The following is a 19,951-nucleotide window of genomic DNA, read 5'->3' on the forward strand; positions in this document are numbered from 1 at the left end:
AATGAGTTTAGTAAAAATACTATTTGTATGCAAGGGCAATATTTGTAGGTCACCAACTGCCCATGGGATATTTAGAGATATCGTTAAGCAAAATAGCTTGTATGAGACTATTTCGATCGCTTCTGCCGGTACTTGTTCACGTAAATGGGGTCATGAAGGTGACTTTGCAGATATTAGGTCAATAGAAATGGCAAAGAAATATGATTGTGATTTATCAGATTTAACCTCAGAGCAGTTGGAAGAGTTTCATTTTAATGATTATGATTATATATTAGTTATGGATCAGGAAAATCTTGATACAATGAAGCAAATGTTTCCTAGTGCTGATTTTTCGAAGGTTTCTAAAATTTTAGATTATGCTCCAACAATTTCTTTAACCGATGTGCCTGACCCATATTATGAAAATAATTTTGAAAAAGTTTTCCTAATGTTAGACACAGCATGTCACCAGTTTCTTGAAAAAATAAGAAAAGAGCATAACTTATGAATTATCACCATGCAAAATATATAATGGGTGCTGCTAAAGTTACTCAGCTTCCAGAGGATATTGGAATTGAAGTTGCTTTCGCAGGTCGCTCTAATGCCGGTAAGTCTAGTGCTTTGAACACATTAACAGAACAAAAAAGTTTAGCAAGAGTAAGTAAGACACCAGGTAGAACTCAGCTTATAAACTTATTTGATCTGAGTGATAATAAACGTTTGGTTGACTTACCAGGATATGGTTATGCTAAAGTTTCTGAATCTATAAAGAAAGTATGGCAAAGAGAGATGGAGCACTATTTGACTTCTCGTCAATGTTTGAAGGGAGTAGTTCTTTTAGTAGATTCTCGTCATGAGTTAAAAGAGTTTGATTGTTTGATGATAGAGATGGCAATTTCATATGATCTAAATTTACATATTCTTCTTACCAAAGCTGATAAACTTAACAATAAGCAAAAAGCAGAAGCTAATAGAATGCTTGAAAGTTTTATTAAAAATTTTAAATCAACAGAAAAAGTTTCTTATCAACTATTTTCTTCTTTAAGTAAATTGGGGCTTGATAAGTTTAAACAAAAGTTAGATTCTTGGTATTTATAATGTTTACGAATTCTTTGGTTTTATAAACGCTAATAGATAAAATAAAGGAGCATTTATAATAGCAATTATGTATTTAATTAATAGTGTAGAGAATACTACCTCTAAAGCATATTGCATAGGAATAATGCCAGCAAATGCAAAGCTGTAAGTTATTAGGACAGTATCAATAATTTGAGAAACTAACGTAGAGGTTGTATTTCTAAACCAAAGCCACTTTATGCCATTACTATAGCTTTTAAGTTTTGCGTATATTAAAACATCAAAAAGCTGTGAAATTAGATACACTAAATTTCCTATTATAACAGCTTTAAGGGCGCCACCACTTAGAGAAAAGAAAAAATCAAGAGCGTTGCTAGATTTTTTATAAAATTCATCATTACTGACAGTTTGGTAGAATGTTGATATAAGCATTAACAATATAAATGAAATCCCAAAAAAAACAGATATTAATACAACTCTGCGAGCCTCACTTCTTCCGTATTTTTCATTTAGCAGATCATTAGCCATAAAAATGCCGCCAAACATTACATTGCCAAGAGTCGCTATAATATGTAGACCAAATATATTGTATTCAACAGCTTTATTTACTTGTATATTAGCAGCTATAAGGCTAATGATTATAAATATAGTGACTCCTTTTTTTCCAAATAATCTAAAAGCTAAAAAAAGAATAAAAAAATCAATAAAAGTATAAAATATAAGTAATTCAAAATTAGACATGTTAATCCTTAGTTTTGATAATCCTGGATGTTTGCGAACAGGGGAAATAAAATTTGTTATAATATAACAAACTAAATTTATAAAGACAATTTTAGAAGGTGGGGTTATGAGATTTGCACACGTGATGATAAGAGTTAGAGATTTGGACAAGTCTATAAAATTCTATACTAATATACTAGGAATGAAGGTTATTAAAAAAACTGATAATCAAGAGTATAAATATACTTTAGTGTTTTTGAGCTATGGAGATATTAATGATAACACAGTGCTTGAATTAACATATAACTGGGGGGACCATGAGTATAACCATGGTAATGCTTTTGGGCATTTATGTATGGAAGTAGATGATGTTTACAAAGCTTGTCAAGATGTTATATCTAAAGGGGGTGTTGTCACACGTCAAGCAGGTCCTGTGAAAGGAGGCACATCTGTTATAGCATTTATCAAAGATCCTGATGGATACCAAATAGAACTGATTGAGAAAAAAGAGAGATAAAATTCGTATATGAACGTTTTAGTAATAAGAGGTTATTATAGTAAGGGTGATAGCGTTGAACACTGTGAGATAAATGGTTTAAAAGTTAAAATCACAACAGTAGCTTTAGGTAGTCCTATATTTGTTAGACGAAAACTTAATAAAATAATTAATAAATATCAAGTAAACGCTCAAAACTATGATCTTATTTATGCGATTTCAATGTCAGCTGGAATTTCTTCATTATTAGATAAGAAGTTATATTGTAAATTGCATTTAGTTACACCTTTTTTTATACATTATAAAACTATGTTGGTATTAAGAAAGGTTAAATTTAGGAAATTTTTAGGAGCATATTTATTACTGTTATTAAATGGCAGCCTAGGTAAGCTTAATAAGGCAATTAGGATAACTCTAGCAGAAAATGATGACATAGTAGATAATAAGTTTTTTCAAAGGACATTTGATAAATATAATATCATAAAAGGGTCAGGACATACCTTAAGTGATGAGGTTATTCATGACATTATAAAAAAAGATATTGAAAATATATATCCAGAATTAAAATTTTCTAGTGATCATGCTGCATCATGATATAGATATTCATAATTGGATATTTGATCATTATAATTAGCCTTTTGAGATATTAGAGTGATGAATTAACCAATATATCAACAATCCCCAAACTCCAGATATTAAGCCAATTAAAATCCATATATTTTTAGGCAATAATATTGTCGTAAGTCTTTTATCAAGAATTTTTGGGATATCTTTTGCTATACCTAGGCCACAGAACACATGGACAAGTACAGAGAAAACTGTAATTATAGGTATGGAATTATTTATTAGAGCTGTAGAAATACTATTGATGTCCATATTACTCTCCTAAAATACGATTTTTGCATGCTCTTTGGAGCTATAAGTATTATTATAATGCTCTTGTATAATTTCAACTACTTCTTCAATACTATCGACTAAAGTTAATAACTCAACTTCTTGTTCTGTTACTACCCCTTTGCTAACCATGGTTGTTTTAATCCACTCTAATAATCCGCCCCAAAAACCTTTACCAAAGAGTATAATTGGCATGTAAGCTTTTTTCTTAGTTTGTACGAGGGTTGTTGTATCAAATAGCTCGTCCAATGTCCCAAAACCTCCTGGCATAACAATATATGCCATTGAATGTTTAATAAACATCGCTTTACGTGTGAAGAAATATCTGTAAAATAAGGATATATCTTGGTAGCTGTTTGGAACTTGTTCGAAAGGAAGGGTTATATTTAACCCTACACTTGAGGAACATCCTTGTTGGGCGCCTTTGTTACCGGCTTCCATTATACCTGATCCGCCTCCAGTAATGATAGAAAACCCACTATCAGAAAGTACTCTGGCTAGCTTCTCTGCTTGTATATAGTGATGATCATCTTCTTTTAGTCTAGCTGATCCAAATATACTTATAGCAGGGGTGATATTATCTAAGCGTTCATATCCTTCAACAAGTTCGGAGGTTATTTTCATTATATTCCAGCTTGCTTTAGCACGATCAAAGCTTACTTCTCCATGAGCATTAGCTATAATTTTTTTACCTTTACATTTCATATGTTTATTACCTATACTTAAAATTAATCTAGTGTTTTAATGTTTGATTATTTATAATTATAGCTATTAGTTTAAGATATTCATATAATATGTTTTGTTAAGTGTGTTTATCAAAATTTAGTTAAAATCCACAAAGGAGAATAAAAACATGGGTTTTTTGAAGGGTAAAAAAATATTAGTCACAGGTCTTTTAAGTAATAAATCGATCGCCTATGGTATTGCAAAAGCTATGTATAGGGAAGGTGCAGAACTTGCGTTTACGTACGTAGATCAATTTAAGGAAAGAGTGGAAAAATTGTGCACGGAATTTAATCCAGCAGCTGTTTTGCCTTGTGATGTAACTTCAGATGAACAAATCAAAAATTTATTCGTAGAGTTAAACAAAGTATGGGATGGGCTTGATGGCATCATTCACTCTATTGCATTTGCTCCTCGTGATCAGTTAGAAGGCAACTTTATTGATTGTGTTACGCGAGAGGGTTTTGCTATTGCTCATGATATTAGTGCATATTCTTTTGCTGCTTTAGCTAAAGAAGGCCGTCAGATGATGAAAGGTAGAAACGCTTCTTTAGTTGCGCTTACTTATATTGGTGCTGAAAAAGCTATGCCAAGTTATAATACTATGGGTATTGCTAAAGCGTCTTTAGAGGCTACTGTTAGGTACACTGCTTTAGCTCTTGGTGAAGATGGTATAAATGTAAATGCTGTTTCGGCTGGTCCTATTAAGACTTTAGCAGCCTCTGGTATTAGCAACTTTAAAAAGATGCTTGATTATAATGCTACAGTTTCTCCACTTAAGAAAAATGTTGATATTATGGAAGTTGGTAATACAGTTGCTTTCTTATGTTCAGATATGGCTTCTGGCATCACTGGAGAAGTCATACACGTAGATGCTGGTTACCACTGTGTAAGTATGGGTAATGTTCTTTAATTTTTCTAACTGCTAATTTTCTGATTTAAAATTAGAAATAACTCTATTTAGGATAGCTATTTCAAGCCTAATTTTACTAAATCATGCATATTTACTATTCCTAATATATTTCTATTATTATCAACTACAGCAAGATTTGTTATTGCAAATTCTTCCATTTTCTCCAGTGCTGTGACAGCCATATCGTCTTTAAAAATAGTTTTTGGATTTTTACTCATAACTTGATCGATGGATATTTGAGAGTTGAAATTTCCTGTTTCAAATATCCTCCTTAAATCACCATCAGTAAAAATGCCTATAAGCTTATTATTTTCAACTATTAACGTATTACCTATACCTTTATCACTAATTTCTAAAATCGCTTTGCGAATTGTATCTGTAGGTTTAACTGTAGGAATCTCATTCCCTGTACGCATAATATTCTCTACTTTTAATATTAGTTTCTTACCAAGTGAGCCGCTAGGATGAGAAAAAGCAAAATCCTTTGCAGAGAAGTTTTTTGCTTTTAGTAAAGCTATAGCTAAAGCGTCACCTAGTACTAAAGTTGCGGTAGTACTTGATGTTGGAGCTAAATTTAGAGGACAAGCTTCTTTATCAACATGTAAGTTAAGTACCACATCACTATTTTTTGCCATCATGGAATTTTGGTTACTAGTGATAGTTATTATAGGTATGCTTAAATGCTTTAACATGGGCATTAACCCCAGTATTTCAGCTGAGCTACCTGAATTTGATATAGCTATTAAGATATCGTTAGAAGTTATCATTCCAAAGTCTCCATGTCCAGCTTCGCCGGGGTGGACAAAAAATGCAGGAGTACCAGTGCTGGCTAAAGTGGCAGCTATTTTTTTTCCGATATGACCTGATTTACCCATCCCTGTTATGATAACTCGACCACGATTATTAGCTAATATAATTTCACAAGCACGCTCAAATTCTCCACCAATTGTATTTTTTAGTTTTTCTAGAGCTTTAATTTCAAGTTCAAAAGTTTTTTGTGCATTTTCTATGTAGTTTTTACTCATTTCTTACAATCTCTTAAAATAAAAAATTTAACTAGCTTCTGTATTATAGTTTTAGAACTCTAAGAGCTCAAATATTTTATACGATTATGTTAAAATTGGACTTAATTTGTTATACATGGAAAATAGGTATGAAGAGTTTTCAGATTAATCCCTCTATTTTATCTGCTGATTTGGCTAGGCTAGGAGATGATGTTAAAAAAGTTTTGCAAGCAGGAGCTGATAATATCCATTTTGACGTGATGGATAACCATTATGTGCCGAATCTTACTTTCGGTCCGATGATTCTAGAAGCCTTAAGAGACTATGGTATAACAGCTAAAATGGATGTGCATTTAATGGTTAAACCAGTTGATAATTTAATTGAAAGTTTTGCAAAAGCTGGTGCTAGTAGTATAGTTTTTCATCCGGAAGCTAGTGAGCACATTGATAGAAGTTTACAGTTGATTAAATCTTTTGGAATACAAGCTGGTCTTGCTTTGAATCCTGCAACAAGTTTGGAATGTTTAAAATATGTTGAGACTCATATCGATAGAGTTTTATTAATGTCTGTAAATCCTGGATTTGGAGGACAAAAGTTTATCCCGGCTATGCTCAAAAAAGCAAAAGAAGCGTCGCAATGGATAAATAATACTGGTAAAAACATTCTTCTAGAAATTGATGGAGGAGTTAATATTACTAATATTGCTGAGATAGCTAGTTGTGGAGTTAAGGCTTTTGTGGCGGGATCAGCTATATTTAATTCTGATAGTTATAAAGAAGCCATTGACTGTATGAGAGATGAACTTGCTAAAGCTTGGAAGAATTAATAAATTTACAAAAAAATTTTATTTTTACAAAAGTTCAAAAGATTAGATCTAAAGTAAACGTGTAAGTAGAGGAATAAAGTTAGTGATAAATATAGTATTGTGTGGTGGTTCTGGTACTAGATTATGGCCTTTGAGTAGGACATTGTTTCCTAAACAGTTCGTGCGACTTTTTAATGGTAAGTCATTATTTCAAGAAACGTTATTAAGAAATTCAGCTACCTGTGAAAAAACATTAATAGTTTCGAATGTGGAGCAATATTTTCTAGCTCTAGACCAGATAAGAGAAATAAATTTAGAGGTTTATAAATATATATTAGAGCCTATAGCTAGAAATACAGCACCAGCTATAGCTCTTGCATGTTTAGCTTTAAATGCTGACGATATAGTTTTAATAACGCCATCTGACCACCTTATAAAAAACCAAAATGCGTATCAAAAGGCTTTATTAGAAGCAAAAGAGTTAGCAAGTCAGGGTAATATAGTAACTTTTGGCATTAAACCAATTAAGCCAGAAACAGGCTATGGTTATATTCATGCTAATGGTACTGATGTTTTATCCTTTAAAGAAAAACCTGACTTTGATACAGCAAAAAAATATATAGAAGAAAAAAATTACTTTTGGAATGCAGGTATATTTTGTTGTAAAGCAGGTGTTTATTTAGAAGAGCTTAAGAAATATGCTGAGGAAATATATTATAAATCAGAAAAAGCTTTTAATGGTAGCTTAGGTCATGAGGTTAGGATAGATGGAAAAGCTATGTTAGATATTCCAAGTGATAGCATTGACTATGCTGTTATTGAGAACAGTAGTAAAGTTAAGATGGTGCAATGTGAAAATATTGATTGGTCAGATCTGGGTAGTTTTGATTCTTTAGATGAACAGATTCACAAGGACGTAAATGGTAATTCTATTGTTAAAGCCGATGAAGTAAAGGAACCTGTTTTTTTAAACTCCACTAACAATTTATTAGTCACAGAATCCCGCCAAGTTTCAATGATTGATATTAATAACCTTTTAGTGATTGACACCGCTGATGCCCTTTTAATAGCCAGAAAAGGGTCTTCACAAGGTGTAAAAAAAATATTAGAGAAGGTAAGTACTTATAATCCAGAGTTAGCAGAAAAACATACCCTTGTTTTTAGACCTTGGGGAAATTATAGAGTACTCATTAACTCAGTTAGCTATAAAGTAAAAAAAATAGTACTTAACCCAAAATCTAAACTATCTCTGCAAAAACATCAACAAAGAAATGAACACTGGGTTGTTTTATCAGGTATTGCTACAGTCACATTAGAAGATGAAATTTTTAAGCTTCGCAAAAACGAGTCAACTTATATAACTGCAGGTCAAAAACATAGGTTAGAAAATCAGCAAAATGTTCCTCTAATTATAATAGAAATACAAGTTGGAGGATATGTTAGTGAAGATGATATAATAAGTTTTGGCATTTAATTATGAATTATGAAATAATTTAAAAACAAGTTTAAATTTTATTGGTTAACATAAATACCTCTTTTGGAAACTTAAAAAAATAATGAAGACATATATATTTGATTTAGATAATACTCTTTACTCTTATAAAAATGGCTTATTTGATAGCCAACTTGAAAGAATGCGTGAATATATAAAACTTAAGTTAAAGATTTCAGATAATCAAAAAGCTGAGGTCATTAGAGATGAATTGTATTATGAGTGTGGTTCAACTATGTTGGGACTCATGAGATACCATAATATCGATTACAAAGAATATTTATCTTTTATCGATGATATTGATATTGGTCATTTCAAACCTAACCTAAAGCTTAATAGTCATTTAAAGGCACTTAAAAATACTAGTAATGTTTATGTTTTTACTAATGCTTCTAATTTTCATGCATATAGAGTTATGAGGCAATTTGAACTAGATGACCTCTTTCATGGAGTTTTGACTTTAGAGGATACAGGACTAGTAGCTAAACCTAAAGAAAAATACTTTGAAGTAGGTAAAAATAAATTTGATATTGATTTTAATAAAGCTATCTTCTTTGAAGATTCCTCTCATAATCTAGTAACAGCTAAATATTTAGGTATGGAAACTGTTCTTATACATGCAGATGACAAAAAATCTGCAATTAATTTTCACGAAAACCAAGAAATTGATTATTATGTTAAAGATGTAGAATCTTTCTTAGAGGGAAATTATATTGCTACCAGAAATTAATAGAGATCTTAGAGTTTAACTCAGTATCTATCTCTGATTTTATTTTGTCTAAGTCTGCTATATGCTGTAACCCAGATTTAGCATCGGAATGTTGAATTACATGGCTGGCATTTATTAAAGCATTTTTTATAGCTTCTTCTATAGCTAGACCTTTATATATGCTAGCACAAAAAGTTGAGCTAAAAGCATCGCCAGCTCCTAGGGTATTAACCACGTTACTGACATTAAGTGACTCGCTGTGGTAAAATTTATCTTTAGTAGCTGCATAAACACCATTGGCTCCATCAGTAACAACAATTATTTTGGGGCCAAGGCTTAGACAGATCTTAAAAAAATCTTTTAATCTAAATGTTGCGTTTAGAAAATCGCTATTTTCTTCACCAAGGTTAGGTTGCTCTAACCTATCTTTATAGTTAATAATATCTTGATCATCAATAGATAATAGAGAAAGCATGAGTTTTTGTGCTTCTTGGTAGTTTAGTACTAGTATATCTATCCCAAACATAGAGTCTTTAATGAAACTCTCTCCGATACTGAGTTGGCTTGATCCAGGATTGATAGCTACTTTGGTATTATTTTGTGAAGCTAGTTTTACTATTTCTGGGAGCCTAGCGGCAGAAGATTTGCTCAAAGAGGTTATGTATATAAAATCACTCTGAATTATTGCTTGAGTAGGTAAATCGTCTTTTAAGATATCTTTATTAGCTCCTCTGTAGGCAAATATCGTCCGATCGCCACTTAAGGTTGGTATCACATAAGAGGTCGCAGTCCCATACTTGTTGGAGTAACGAATGTTTGAGATATCTATACCAAAATCTTTTAGCTCTTGAACAATTTTTTCACCAGCAATATCTTTACCAATTTTTCCAAAGAAACTAACATCAAGGTTTTGTTTTTTAAAAGAAACAGCCGCATTTGTAGCACCACCACCTGTAAAAGAATTATGTTCTTTAACTTCGATTTTAGCACCTTCTTCTAACAACATGAAAGATTGGGTATTATCTTTTTTTTGCATGTTCATGGTAAACATTTCTTCGTACTGTATTATAGTGTCTAGAGTTGCCCCACCTATAGTTAAAACTTTTATAGTTTTGCTCATTTTTTAATTCGAAAGTTATTTTTATATTACGTTAGAAATAGCATATCATCAAATTTTGATAGCGTAAACGGTATAGGTCATTATAAAACTAAAACTCTTTATGAGAAACAGATCATTTTTTATAGAAAAGTCTGTAATTACTTAGTATTATTTTATAAAAATGTATTATCTTTAACAAAAGTTAAAATAAATAGGAGAAATTTAGATGCCTTCTAAGCCGATTGCAAAAGATCAACGTGGATTTATTATGCCAATAGGGGGGGGAGAAGATAAGTTTGCGTGCCCTACAGTTTTAGAAAAATTCGTAGGTTTATCTGGAGGTAAAGATGCTAAAATCGCTGTAATACCTACAGCTTCTAAACTTCCTGATACAGGAGATATCTATGTTGATATTTTTACTAAAATGGGAGTAAAAGAAATCTATAATCTAAAGATAGAAACACGCTTAGAAGCTACCACCAACAAAGAACATCAAGATAAATTATCAGAGTGTACTGGTATATTTATGACTGGTGGGAATCAGTTGCTATTATCAACTACTTTAGGAGGTACTCCAATAGCTCAACTTATTCGTAGATTAAACGCAGAAGGCGTTAATGTAGCTGGTACCTCAGCTGGTGCTGCTTTTATATCTGGATTTATGATAGCAGGAGGTCAAGCTGGTCTTATGCCTAGGTGTAATATGGTAAATTTAGCACCGGGTTTAGGTCTGACAAATAAACTTTTAGTAGATCAACACTTTTCTCAAAGAGATAGATTGGGTAGATTGTTAGCTGCACTTTCTTATAATCCTTATATGGTCGGTGTAGGTATTGATGAAGATACGGCAGCGCTCTTAAATTCTTCTAATGTGATCGAAGTTATAGGTTCTGGCATGGTGACGATCATAGATTTTTCACATCTTAAGCATTCATCATTACATAATGCTCGTAATAATGCGCCTATAAGCCTAGTCGACATTCGTATGCATATGTTATTAGAAGGGCAAAAGTTTGATTTAAATACTTGTCTAGTAGAGTTTTAATCTAATATTCTTTATTCCTAAATAGGAGGAGTATTCATTATGCAAAAAATTATCATTCATGGCGGTTGTGGAGCAAGAGAGAATAATGCTACTACATTTGTTGAATACCATAACCATCTTTTGCCAATAGTTAAGCAAGCTTATGAATATTTACAGCAAACTGATGATGCTAATAAAGCAGCAATCTTTGCAGCTAAGCTTTTAGAAGATGATGAGATATTTAATGCAGGCACTGGTTCAAGAGTTCAGCAAGACGGTCAAATTAGGATGTCTGCTTCTATTATAGACAGTAAGCAGCAAAAATTTGCTGGAGTTATTAATATCCAAAATGTTAAAAACCCAATAGAAGTAGCAAACAGATTAATGCAACAGCACCATAGTATTTTAGCCGCAGAACAAGCTACTGATTTTGCTCATAATGTCATGCAATTACCTAAGTATGACCCTATGACACCCAAAAGATATAAAGAATATTTAGAGTTAAAAAAAGGGTATACTGGTACAATAGGTGTGGTAGCTTTAGATTCCACAGGAAAGATCTGTGCTATAACATCCACTGGCGGGGCAGGGTTCGAGTATCCAGGACGAGTAGGAGATAGTCCAACAGTTGCTGGAAATTTTGCGACCCAAGAGATGGGTATTTCTTGTACAGGTATAGGTGAGCATATTATTAATCAGGCTATAGCAGCTAAAGTTTGTACCCGCGTAAAGGACGGTATGACTTTAAAAGAAGCTGTAGATATATCTATAGCTGAAAGTAATAGTTTAGGTGATTACGTGGGATTAATAGCTATTGATAAAAAAGGCAATATTTACTCAGGATCTACTGACGTTGCTCAGACTTTATATGCTTATGCTGAAAAAGAAGAGTTAAAAACGTTTTATCAGTAAAATATTATAAAAAAACATGTTGACTTAAAAGCACTTGTGTAGTTATAATATACGTCATTGGCCAGATAGCTCAGTCGGTAGAGCAGAGGACTGAAAATCCTCGTGTCGGCAGTTCGATTCTGCCTCTGGCCACCATTATTAAGTTATTGTCGGAGCATAGCGCAGTTTGGTAGCGCATCTGGTTTGGGACCAGAGGGTCGGGGGTTCGAATCCCTCTGCTCCGACCATTGTTTGATGCGTCCGTAGCTCATCTGGATAGAGCATCGGCCTTCTAAGCCGAGGGTAGCAGGTTCGAATCCTGCCGGACGTGCCATTACAAATATTGCAATTGTAATGGTGGTTGTAGCTCAGTTGGTAGAGCCCCGGATTGTGATTCCGGTTGTCGTGGGTTCAAGTCCCATCAATCACCCCAGTTATTGCGGACGTGGCGAAATTGGTAGACGCACTGGATTTAGGTTCCAGCGGGTGACCGTGGGAGTTCGAGTCTCCCCGTCCGCACCACTGAATAATAAAATATAGTCTAAACTAGTCAAAATCCCTTATAAAATAAAGATTTCAATATGATTATTAGTCAAATATAGTCTAATTTAGTCTATTTACATCTAATGCAAAGTGGTATACATATGGTATACAAATTAATTCTAAAAACTCTTGTATACCATATGAAGCTAAACAATGCAAAAATAAAGAATATAAAACCTAATGGAAAAATGCAATGGATACCGGACGGTAATAATCTGTATCTAAGAGTTGATAAGTCAGGAAATAAATCTTGGTGGTATAGATTCACACTTAACAATAAGCGTTGCTGGCATTCCATTGGCTTATTATTAACAATATCCTTGCAGGAAGTTAGACTACAAGCTCTAGAAGTGCGTAAATTAATAGACAATGGAATAGATCCAAGACAAGAAGATAAAACTAGTAAAAGTGAAAATATCACGCTTAGAGAATTAGCATTAGAATCTGGGCTTGGATATTCTATTTTTAATCCAATCAGCAAACTGCTGTTTACTCTCTAAAAAGCTATGCAACTCTCTAGCATTTACACTATTGATAGTCTCGCTACCTATTTGTTGTTTTGATATTGTTATATTCATAACATAACATTTTATTGTTATAATACATTTAAGCGGTTAAGAAAAAGTAATAAGCAAATGCCAACTACATCTAAAGAAGTTATTAAAAAATTGTTAGCTGATGGATGGTTACTTAAAAAACGCTATACCTATGATGTTAAGAATTGAGCGTGAAAATAAAGGCTTATCAGCTCCAGCTGTAGCTAAAGCTTTAGGTATTCCTTATCAGAATTATTGGAGAATAGAAAGGGGTGAAAGAAAGAATCTAACTATTTCAACCTTACAAAAGATAGTATCTATTTTTGGTCGCAACTTAGATGTTAATTTTATTTAACTTTTCTTCAACACATCAAACCCAAGCGTTCTATGCATAAAAGTAGGTCTCCAAAACTTATCGTAAGCTTGTTTTCTATTACACTTTTCGAAGTACTGATCTACTTCTTCTATGAGTATAGTTTGTCTTAGTCGCTTGTAGTCGTATGCTACTTGCATAAGGTAGTTAAGTTCATACACGAAAGGCGAAACATCCCAACCTTTATTGTGAATATCAGTTAGTAGCTTTTGTATGTTGGTTTTGAATTTATCATAAAATCATGGATGCTTATTTCTGGTAATTGCTAATTACACCTGCGAGGGAATGACTATACTAGTTTTAGATGGTTAAGTATCTATAGTAAAACTTATGGATAAATTTCTCTTTGAGACTACCTAATCTTATAAACAAGCTACCTCTTTTATACTAACGTGATAGAGACTTAGATTTATACTAACACGTAACCTACAGGGTTATCAGGACATTCATGTAAACCACATTGAAAAAATGTAGAAGCTATATTAGCAAAAATTATTATTGCAAATAATATAAAAGCTATATGAGTGAAGGCTTTAATTTTTTTATTTTTAGCCTCGGATATTTCTTGAGGAGGCTTGCGAATTTCGTATTGCTGTGGGTATGATAAAACGATAGCAATATAGATAATTGCAACCATAGAGATTACAAAAACCCAGCTGTACATATGCATACCTAGTATTTTTGAACCAAATCCAACCGGGTCGCTGACATGCAGAGCAATTTGTCTAAGTGATACAAAAGCTGTAAATACTGATGCTAGTAATGATAAAGCATAATGACTTGGACGAACGTGATAGTGCATATTTAATAAAAAACCAAAACCTATAGCTAATAAACCAAGTCTTTGCAATAAGCATAAAGGGCAAGGGATTTCACCCATGACAAATTGAAAGAAAAAAGCCATGAGGATGATTGTAGTTATACCCATGACTTCAATTGCATTTAAGGTTTTGATTAAATCATTTGGAATTATTCTTTTCATAGATTATTTCCTTATAAGTGTATAGGTAAATGATCAGTCATATGATGTAAAAATGTAAATCCAGCAATAATAATGAAAATGCTAAACGCTATCACTCCCCATCTACGATTAAACCAAGCTATGACCACAGAGACAAATAGAAATATGAAGCTAATTAAGATAGCAGGCACAAGATTTCTCCTAATTTATATATAAATACTAGGATAATATCACTTAACCTTTTTTAATACAATTTGCTGAAGTTAATTAGTTGACTTTAGTACTAGAAAGTATATTTCATACCGCTATCTAGTATCATAATAATGATATTATAATGTTTATCCACGGGTAGAGTTTTTAGAAGTTGTTTTGCTATGAGATAATTTGCACCACTACTATGCCCTGCATATATTCCTTGTTCTTTAGCTAAATCATCACAAGAGCTAAAAGCTTGAATATCACTAAATTGTATTACTTCATCAATATAAGATAAATCCATAGACTGGCAAAAAACAGGATTGCCGGGCCCTTCTACTTTGTAGCTGTGTATATTCTCTTGTATAGGGTTACCATAAGTGAAAATATCATAGTAAACAGAACCTTTTGGATCAGGCATTATTACTTTAGCTTCTGGGAAATATTCTTTGATTTTCTTAGCACATCCTGTAATAGTACCACCTGAGCCTCCAACAGTAATAAAATAATCTAGAGATAAATTATTTTTGGTAAAAAAATCTACAATTTCTTGACCAGTAGTTTCGTAGTGACAAAGTGTATTTAGCTTATTATCATATTGGTTAATTAATACACCGTCTACTTCTTTAGCTATTTGTTTAGCTCTATTAACGTAAAATTCAGGATCCTTGTAGTCAGAAGTATTTTTGCAAATCGTTAGCTTAGCACCTAATTTTTCAATCATAGCTCTTTTAGTATGGCCAGTTTTCTCTGGGCAAGTTATATAGACTGGGTGGTTGTATAATTTACCTATAGCTGCTAAAGATGTTCCCATGTTTCCTGAGCTTGCTTCTATGATAGCTTGGTTAGATCTAAGTTGTTTGCTGCTGATTAGCTCTTGCACTATATATTTAGCTACGCGGTCTTTTATGCTGCCTGTAGGGTTTAGCCATTCACATTTGGCAAAAAGATAGTGTTTGTTATTGAATGCATTAAGCTTAATGATAGGAGTATCACCTATTAAAGATAACATTTTAATGAATACATTTTTTTAGGATTGAGACATTGTAACAAAATTTGTGTTATATTGGAGGACTATCTAAATATATTTTGATTAAAATAAGAAGAAAATTTATAAGATGATCAAAAAGTTGTAATAATCTTTTGCTTAAATGTTAAAGAACTAAACAGTTTAAGTGTGTAGATTAAAATTATATGTCATTTTAGCCTACTTGTTACATCTCCTACTAAATTTTTGTCCATTATAGAAATAGTTTTTACAGGCGTTCCCTCTTTTAAGTTAGCTTTATTTAGATCTACATATACTCTGTTACCTATTAAAGTATCGGTTATATATAGTTTATTTTCAGTTAGAGAGATTACACTTTTCCATTGAGTTGGCCATTTATCTAAAAGACCTGGGTTATTTAAACTTTCATCTTTATAACCTTTAGTAAAAGGGACAGATACGGAGTCCATAGCAGCAAATAGGTAGTTCACTGCTTGTTCTGAGGTTTCTGCTTCTGGTAAATTTTCATTTATAAAGGATGTTCGTATAAATCTATATGCTGAATTAGCTCCTCCAGGAAGTTGGTCTATATTATAAAGATTAAGTTTTTTAGCTTTTTCTAAATTTTTAAGTTGTTGATTGTAGCTAGGCTCATTGCTAATAGCCTTAACATTTCTGTGTACAGTAATCTTTCCATCTATATACTCTACAAGAGCACTATCGCCAGTTTTATCCTCGACCATGTAATGGATAGGTATATATGTCTCTTCACCAGTTATGTTTATAGGAGGGGTATATATTTGGTATTTACCTAAATCGTCTAATACTTCTTGTACACTTGTAAAATTTCCAAGGACATATCTTACCCAGAACAATCCATTTACTCCTGGTTTAGTTAAGTCTCTTTTGGGTTGTTTAGTATCACCTAAATACAAAAGGTGAACCGCAAGTCCTTTTTCATTTAGTCCTTCACCAGTTAGATTATTAAGATTGGTCTCATCAATGGATACATAGCCATATTTATTTGTCCAAGTTAGAGAATTATTTTTAAGCCCGCTATCTTGTTTTAAGCCCCTGGGGTATACTGTAAGGTTTGGTTGCAGATCTATGAATATATCCATAGTTCTAGCTGTATACATACCTGTTTTGCTTCCAAAATCATGGTTTAATTCGGAACATCCGAAACTGTAAGAGGCAATTAATATGCAAGAGCTTAAGATTAGGGAGGTAATTAATTTCTTCATTTATACTCTTCCTTGCAAAGATAAACAGTTAAAGTCTTATTTACCTATACAAAAACTTGAGAAAATCTCACCTAACAAATCATCAGAACTGAATTCACCAGTTATAGAATTTAAATACTTTTGGACAATGAGTAACTCTTCGGCAAGAAGCTCTCCATTACCCAAAAATAATTGCTCTTTTGCTAAATTGATATGTTCAAAAGCTTTATCAATCGCAGTTACATGTCTTTCTCTAGCTGTATAAATACTCTCATTTTGACTTATAAACCCGACTTTCTTAAGAATACACTCTTTTAGTTCATTAATACCAATATTTTTTTCAGCAGATATGTATATATGATTTTCGGTGTTCTCAGGGATCTTATTTAGCAGATCTACCTTATTGTGGACGTAAGTTATATCCATATCTTGAGGAATTTGGTTATAAAATTCAGGAATTATTTCCTTTATATCACTAAGTTTAACTTTATTATTTATATGATCATCTGTAACAAAAAGTATTTGGTCAGCTTCTTGAATTTTTTTTATAGCTCTTTTAATTCCTTCACTTTCTATAATATCATCACTACTTCTAAGGCCTGCTGTATCAATGATATGCATTGGTACACCATTTATTTGTATATGCTCTTTTACAATGTCTCTAGTAGTGCCAGCTATGGAGGTTACAATAGCAGCCTCTTTACCAGCAAGAGCATTCAAGAGACTAGATTTACCAGCATTTGGTTTACCGACTAAAATTATAGTTATACCTTCAGAAAGTATAACACCTTGTTTACAACTGCTTTTAACAGCCAGAATCGCTTTATAAATTTGTTCTAAGTTATTATGTATTTTTAGATCTTCTAAGAAATTTATTTCTTCTTCAGGAAAATCTATGGAGGCTTCGACGTACATTCTTAGATAAATTAATTTCTCCAGAAGATTGTTTATTTCTCTAGAAAACTCTCCTTGCAGAGATTTGGCAGCAGATTTGGCAGCAAGTTCTGATGAGGCATTAATTATGTCGGCTACTGCTTCAGCTTGGGCTAAATCAAGTTTGTTATTTAGAAAAGCTCTTTCTGTAAATTCACCAGCCTTTGCTATTCTTGCTCCATGATAAATAGCCGCTTTGATAATTAAATTAAGGATAAAAGGGTTTCCATGGGCTTGGATTTCAACGACATCTTCTCCTGTGTACGAGAAAGGAGAGTTAAAAAAAATTACAATACCATTGTCGATTATTTCATCTTGATGGTAAAGATTACAGAAAGTAGCATAACGGGGAATTAATTGTTTACGAGTAATTTTTTGACAGATGTTTAAGGAGTTTGTTCCAGAGATTCTTATAATTCCTATTCCACCTGTGCCTTGTGGAGTTGCTATTGCAACAATGGTATCTTTTGTTGACATATGATTATTTTAAATTTTCTTGTTTGCTAAATGTACAGTCATTGGCTTGTTGGTCTATAACTCTACCTTTTTTAGTTTTAAATTGTCCAAAAAATTCTGGATTTTCTTTTATTGCTTTTCTACGTAAAAAAAATGAAAAAATCATTAAAAATATAAATAAAAAGACAAATAAAGGAGCAAATAATATGAAAGATATAACAGCAGTAGCTATTAATCCTAAAGAGGTTAAAATTTGTTTGACATTATTGCTCATTGCTTTTATTTGAAGTGTTTAACTTGTATAATATAAGTACTAGTATATCATTTTGGTGATTATTAAAACAAGGCTGCTACACCAAACAAACAGCAGGCTCAATATTTCAATCGTGGAGGTTTAAATGGATATTCAAATTACAGGTAGGCATGTGGAAGTTACTGATTCAATTAAAAAATATGTTGGTGAAAAAATTGGTAAAGTTGGACACTATTTTGACAATATCACATCAACAAAAGTGATTTTAGCTGTTGAAAAAGAAAATCAAGTAGCTGAAGCTATCGTTACAGTCCCTGGTAGTGAGTTTGTAGCAAAAGCTGAAAATAAAGATTTATACACAGCTATAGACATGTTAGAAGCTAAATTAGCTCGTCAACTTAAAAAGCATAAAGATAAACTTAAATGCAACCACGGAGAGTAAGTCCTTCTAGATACTTATTCTTTTCTTATGAATTTAAATGCTCTTATAGATAGAAAAAATATTGTTTTGAATCTCAATATTGAATCTAAAAAAAGATTAATTGAGTTTTTCGCTAATAGGCTTGCTGATGCTCATCCTGAGGTTGATGAAGATAAGGTAATTAGTGGTATTTATCAACGGGAACGGATAGGTAATACTTATATAGGTAAAAATATTTATATTCCCCATTGTAGAGTTGAAGGGTTGAGCACTACTAAAATAGTTATTGCTACCTTAAAAAATAGCTATTATGATGATACGATTAGTGAAGAAATTAAGATAGCTGTTAGTGTGTTTTTTCCTTATAAAATTTCAAAGATTCATATGGAACTTCTTAAGCAACTAGCACTTTATCTAAAGTCACCTCAAACACAAAAATACTTTGAAGAAGCTGATAGTGCTGATACGTTATATAAATTAATCGTTAAAAATGATGGTGATCCAATTTGCTAAATAATATTCGAATAATTTTAGTTGAACCGTCGCATAGTGGTAACATTGGCTCTACTGCAAGAGCTATGTTGAATATGGGGTTAACAAACTTGTGGTTAGTTAACCCTAAGAAAGAAATTGATGAGGAAGCAAAAGCATTGGCATGTCACGCTGTAGAGGTTATAAATAATGCTAAAACAGTAAAAACTTTGGTAGAAGCTTTAGACAGGATAGACTATGTTGTTGGTACTAGTGCTAGAGTTAGACGAGTGTCTTTGCCAATAGAGCCTATATCAAAAGTGGCTAGTAACATTTTGAATAAGATAAAAACTTCTAATCACAAAATAGCTATACTCTTTGGTAGAGAAAGAACAGGTTTATTAAATGAAGAATTGCTTATGAGTAATGTCCAGGCATATATACCTTCTAATGAAGGATATACATCATTAAATCTGGCTCAAGCAGTTCAAATTGTAGCTTATGAGATATATAAGCAAGCTACTGATATTTTAGATTTAAAAGACGTACCAGAATATACTCATTTGCATAAAAAAGCATCTGCAAAAGAGTTGCAGGGACTTTATAAGCACATTGAAGAAACAATGATTAACACGGGATTTTTAGATAAAAATAAACCTGGGCATGTTATAGATAAGGTTAAAAGACTTTTTCAAAGAAATGAATTAGAAAGTCAAGAAGTAAATATTTTGCGTGGCTTTTTAAGCTCTATAAAAACTGGTGATACATAAG

At 32.3% G+C, this 19,951-nt stretch carries 28 protein-coding genes and 5 tRNA genes; 20 read left to right on the top strand and 13 right to left on the bottom strand.

What is annotated here, in order from left to right; translation table 11 throughout:
• Nucleotide 1 precedes the first annotated feature (1 nt).
• Together SD28_RS03830 and yihA are read left to right on the top strand one after the other, a co-directional pair.
• A complete protein-coding gene (locus SD28_RS03830) occupies nt 2-487 on the top strand; it encodes a low molecular weight protein-tyrosine-phosphatase (RefSeq protein ID WP_039124257.1) in 486 nt (161 codons plus the stop codon).
• Nucleotides 484-1,077, top strand: coding sequence for a ribosome biogenesis GTP-binding protein YihA/YsxC (gene yihA, locus SD28_RS03835; RefSeq protein ID WP_039124259.1), 594 nt, complete (start codon nt 484-486; stop codon nt 1,075-1,077). The genes SD28_RS03830 and yihA overlap by 4 nt, the downstream gene beginning before the upstream one ends.
• A 3-nt stretch (nt 1,078-1,080) precedes the next feature.
• On the opposite strand, the gene SD28_RS03840 is transcribed toward yihA, so the two are convergent.
• A complete protein-coding gene (locus SD28_RS03840; RefSeq protein WP_039124261.1) occupies nt 1,081-1,797 on the bottom strand; it encodes a queuosine precursor transporter in 717 nt (238 codons plus the stop codon).
• A gap of 106 nt (nt 1,798-1,903) precedes the next feature.
• On the opposite strand from SD28_RS03840, the gene gloA reads away from it, so the two are divergent.
• Together gloA and SD28_RS03850 are read left to right on the top strand one after the other, a co-directional pair.
• Nucleotides 1,904-2,293, top strand: a complete 390-nt coding sequence (gene gloA, locus SD28_RS03845; RefSeq protein WP_039124264.1) for a lactoylglutathione lyase — start codon at nt 1,904-1,906, stop codon at nt 2,291-2,293.
• Nucleotides 2,294-2,302: 9 nt separating this feature from the next.
• Nucleotides 2,303-2,866, top strand: coding sequence for a hypothetical protein (locus tag SD28_RS03850; RefSeq protein WP_039124266.1), 564 nt, complete (start codon nt 2,303-2,305; stop codon nt 2,864-2,866).
• A 36-nt stretch (nt 2,867-2,902) separates the two neighbouring features.
• Here the strand turns inward: SD28_RS03850 and SD28_RS03855 are convergent, their stop codons facing one another.
• Both SD28_RS03855 and SD28_RS03860 read right to left on the bottom strand, forming a co-directional pair.
• Nucleotides 2,903-3,148: a hypothetical protein gene (locus tag SD28_RS03855; protein WP_039124269.1), complete on the bottom strand. Its 246-nt coding sequence runs from the start codon at nt 3,146-3,148 to the stop codon at nt 2,903-2,905.
• Nucleotides 3,149-3,157: 9 nt separating this feature from the next.
• On the bottom strand, nt 3,158-3,871 hold the full coding sequence (locus SD28_RS03860) for an LOG family protein (protein ID WP_039124271.1): 714 nt from the start codon (nt 3,869-3,871) through the stop codon (nt 3,158-3,160).
• Nucleotides 3,872-4,019: 148 nt separating this feature from the next.
• Between SD28_RS03860 and SD28_RS03865 the strand changes: the two genes are divergently transcribed.
• Nucleotides 4,020-4,802 carry an enoyl-ACP reductase FabI gene (locus SD28_RS03865; RefSeq protein WP_039124273.1) on the top strand — a complete coding sequence of 261 codons (783 nt, stop codon included), beginning with the start codon at nt 4,020-4,022 and terminating at the stop codon, nt 4,800-4,802.
• 56 nt (nt 4,803-4,858) lie between these two features.
• On the opposite strand, the gene SD28_RS03870 is transcribed toward SD28_RS03865, so the two are convergent.
• The gene (locus SD28_RS03870; protein WP_039124276.1) at nt 4,859-5,827 is read right to left on the bottom strand and encodes a KpsF/GutQ family sugar-phosphate isomerase; all 969 of its coding nucleotides are present in this window, start codon (nt 5,825-5,827) and stop codon (nt 4,859-4,861) included.
• Between the two features lie 128 nt (nt 5,828-5,955).
• Between SD28_RS03870 and rpe the strand changes: the two genes are divergently transcribed.
• The 3 genes from rpe to SD28_RS03885 all read left to right on the top strand — a co-directional run bounded on the left by rpe (nt 5,956) and on the right by SD28_RS03885 (nt 8,834).
• A complete protein-coding gene (gene rpe / locus SD28_RS03875) occupies nt 5,956-6,633 on the top strand; it encodes a ribulose-phosphate 3-epimerase (RefSeq protein ID WP_039124278.1) in 678 nt (225 codons plus the stop codon).
• 82 nt (nt 6,634-6,715) lie between these two features.
• Entirely contained in the window at nt 6,716-8,086 is a 1,371-nt protein-coding gene (locus SD28_RS03880; RefSeq protein ID WP_039124281.1) for a mannose-1-phosphate guanylyltransferase/mannose-6-phosphate isomerase, read from the top strand.
• Nucleotides 8,087-8,168: 82 nt separating this feature from the next.
• Nucleotides 8,169-8,834, top strand: a complete 666-nt coding sequence (locus SD28_RS03885; protein ID WP_039124283.1) for an HAD-IA family hydrolase — start codon at nt 8,169-8,171, stop codon at nt 8,832-8,834.
• Here SD28_RS03885 and SD28_RS03890 read toward each other — a convergent pair.
• The gene (locus SD28_RS03890) at nt 8,821-9,933 is read right to left on the bottom strand and encodes a carbohydrate kinase family protein (RefSeq protein WP_039124286.1); all 1,113 of its coding nucleotides are present in this window, start codon (nt 9,931-9,933) and stop codon (nt 8,821-8,823) included. The two genes, SD28_RS03885 and SD28_RS03890, sit on opposite strands and share 14 nt — an antisense overlap.
• Before the next feature lie 205 nt (nt 9,934-10,138).
• On the opposite strand from SD28_RS03890, the gene SD28_RS03895 reads away from it, so the two are divergent.
• The 8 genes from SD28_RS03895 (at nt 10,139) to SD28_RS07790 (ending at nt 12,870) form a co-directional block, all read left to right on the top strand.
• Nucleotides 10,139-10,957 (top strand): cyanophycinase, encoded by an 819-nt coding sequence (locus SD28_RS03895; RefSeq protein WP_039124288.1) that lies wholly within the window; start codon nt 10,139-10,141, stop codon nt 10,955-10,957.
• Between the two features lie 39 nt (nt 10,958-10,996).
• A complete protein-coding gene (locus tag SD28_RS03900) occupies nt 10,997-11,848 on the top strand; it encodes an isoaspartyl peptidase/L-asparaginase (protein WP_039124291.1) in 852 nt (283 codons plus the stop codon).
• 59 nt (nt 11,849-11,907) lie between these two features.
• Nucleotides 11,908-11,983: transfer RNA gene (locus SD28_RS03905), tRNA-Phe, on the top strand.
• Nucleotides 11,984-11,998: 15 nt separating this feature from the next.
• Nucleotides 11,999-12,075, top strand: a tRNA-Pro gene (locus SD28_RS03910).
• Between the two features lie 9 nt (nt 12,076-12,084).
• Nucleotides 12,085-12,161: transfer RNA gene (locus tag SD28_RS03915), tRNA-Arg, on the top strand.
• Between the two features lie 23 nt (nt 12,162-12,184).
• A tRNA-His gene (locus SD28_RS03920) sits at nt 12,185-12,260 on the top strand.
• Between the two features lie 6 nt (nt 12,261-12,266).
• Nucleotides 12,267-12,349 (top strand) — tRNA-Leu (locus tag SD28_RS03925).
• A 122-nt stretch (nt 12,350-12,471) separates the two neighbouring features.
• The gene (locus SD28_RS07790) at nt 12,472-12,870 is read left to right on the top strand and encodes an Arm DNA-binding domain-containing protein (RefSeq protein ID WP_052251872.1); all 399 of its coding nucleotides are present in this window, start codon (nt 12,472-12,474) and stop codon (nt 12,868-12,870) included.
• On the opposite strand, the gene SD28_RS08280 is transcribed toward SD28_RS07790, so the two are convergent.
• Complete coding sequence (locus tag SD28_RS08280) at nt 12,808-12,948, bottom strand: antA/AntB antirepressor family protein (protein ID WP_084593817.1); 141 nt, start codon at nt 12,946-12,948, stop codon at nt 12,808-12,810. The genes SD28_RS07790 and SD28_RS08280 overlap by 63 nt on opposite strands.
• Before the next feature lie 100 nt (nt 12,949-13,048).
• Here SD28_RS08280 and SD28_RS03935 point away from each other — a divergent pair, with 100 nt between their 5' ends.
• Nucleotides 13,049-13,261 carry a helix-turn-helix domain-containing protein gene (locus SD28_RS03935; protein WP_039124294.1) on the top strand — a complete coding sequence of 71 codons (213 nt, stop codon included), beginning with the start codon at nt 13,049-13,051 and terminating at the stop codon, nt 13,259-13,261.
• Here the strand turns inward: SD28_RS03935 and SD28_RS08085 are convergent.
• From SD28_RS08085 to SD28_RS03960, 7 genes are all read right to left on the bottom strand, one after another.
• The gene (locus SD28_RS08085) at nt 13,258-13,419 is read right to left on the bottom strand and encodes a hypothetical protein (protein ID WP_157698628.1); all 162 of its coding nucleotides are present in this window, start codon (nt 13,417-13,419) and stop codon (nt 13,258-13,260) included. The two genes, SD28_RS03935 and SD28_RS08085, sit on opposite strands and share 4 nt — an antisense overlap.
• 269 nt (nt 13,420-13,688) lie before the next feature.
• A complete protein-coding gene (locus SD28_RS03940; RefSeq protein ID WP_039124296.1) occupies nt 13,689-14,261 on the bottom strand; it encodes a disulfide bond formation protein B in 573 nt (190 codons plus the stop codon).
• 11 nt (nt 14,262-14,272) lie between these two features.
• Nucleotides 14,273-14,431, bottom strand: a complete 159-nt coding sequence (locus tag SD28_RS08150) for a DUF5993 family protein (protein ID WP_169742481.1) — start codon at nt 14,429-14,431, stop codon at nt 14,273-14,275.
• 92 nt (nt 14,432-14,523) lie between these two features.
• Nucleotides 14,524-15,447, bottom strand: a complete 924-nt coding sequence (locus SD28_RS03945; protein ID WP_039124298.1) for a PLP-dependent cysteine synthase family protein — start codon at nt 15,445-15,447, stop codon at nt 14,524-14,526.
• Between the two features lie 185 nt (nt 15,448-15,632).
• The gene (locus SD28_RS03950; RefSeq protein WP_039124300.1) at nt 15,633-16,667 is read right to left on the bottom strand and encodes a linear amide C-N hydrolase; all 1,035 of its coding nucleotides are present in this window, start codon (nt 16,665-16,667) and stop codon (nt 15,633-15,635) included.
• A 36-nt stretch (nt 16,668-16,703) separates the two neighbouring features.
• Nucleotides 16,704-18,056: a tRNA uridine-5-carboxymethylaminomethyl(34) synthesis GTPase MnmE gene (gene mnmE, locus SD28_RS03955; RefSeq protein WP_039124301.1), complete on the bottom strand. Its 1,353-nt coding sequence runs from the start codon at nt 18,054-18,056 to the stop codon at nt 16,704-16,706.
• A 4-nt stretch (nt 18,057-18,060) separates the two neighbouring features.
• Nucleotides 18,061-18,309, bottom strand: a complete 249-nt coding sequence (locus SD28_RS03960; RefSeq protein WP_039124303.1) for a hypothetical protein — start codon at nt 18,307-18,309, stop codon at nt 18,061-18,063.
• Between the two features lie 124 nt (nt 18,310-18,433).
• On the opposite strand from SD28_RS03960, the gene hpf reads away from it, so the two are divergent.
• The 3 genes from hpf to SD28_RS03975 are packed head-to-tail and all read left to right on the top strand — an operon-like array spanning nt 18,434 to nt 19,950.
• Nucleotides 18,434-18,730, top strand: a complete 297-nt coding sequence (gene hpf / locus SD28_RS03965; protein ID WP_039124306.1) for a ribosome hibernation-promoting factor, HPF/YfiA family — start codon at nt 18,434-18,436, stop codon at nt 18,728-18,730.
• A 27-nt stretch (nt 18,731-18,757) separates the two neighbouring features.
• Nucleotides 18,758-19,222 (top strand): PTS sugar transporter subunit IIA, encoded by a 465-nt coding sequence (locus SD28_RS03970; protein ID WP_039124308.1) that lies wholly within the window; start codon nt 18,758-18,760, stop codon nt 19,220-19,222.
• Entirely contained in the window at nt 19,216-19,950 is a 735-nt protein-coding gene (locus SD28_RS03975; RefSeq protein WP_039124310.1) for an RNA methyltransferase, read from the top strand. Before SD28_RS03970 ends, SD28_RS03975 begins: the two co-directional genes overlap by 7 nt.
• Nucleotide 19,951 lies beyond the last annotated feature (1 nt).

Origin of the sequence: Allofrancisella guangzhouensis (assembly GCF_000815225.1) — a bacterium.
Lineage (GTDB): Bacteria > Pseudomonadota > Gammaproteobacteria > Francisellales > Francisellaceae > Francisella > Francisella guangzhouensis.